General features: G+C 46.5%; 1 protein-coding gene. It reads left to right on the forward strand.

What is annotated here, in order from left to right:
• Positions 1–10 precede the first annotated feature (10 nt).
• A partial coding sequence (locus tag AC0IXA_RS28045; protein ID WP_471815000.1) for a DegT/DnrJ/EryC1/StrS family aminotransferase occupies positions 11–241 on the forward strand: 231 nt, incomplete at its 3' end.

The following is a 241-nucleotide window of genomic DNA, read 5'->3' on the forward strand; positions in this document are numbered from 1 at the left end:
GTGGAAAGTGATGAAAGAAAAGAAGCGAATGTACTTATCTCCTCCGCATATGAGCGGAAAAGAGTATCTCAAAATAGAGGAAGCCTTCAAGAGCAACTGGATTGCGCCGCTTGGACCGCTTGTGAATGAATTTGAGCAGACAGTAGCGGACTATGCAGGAGTGAAGACAGGCGCGGCTTTATCCTCAGGAACAGCGGCGATTCACCTTGCTTTAAAGCTGATAGGTGTACAAAAAGAAGAC

The organism is Pseudomonas sp. AC083 (assembly GCF_979253165.1).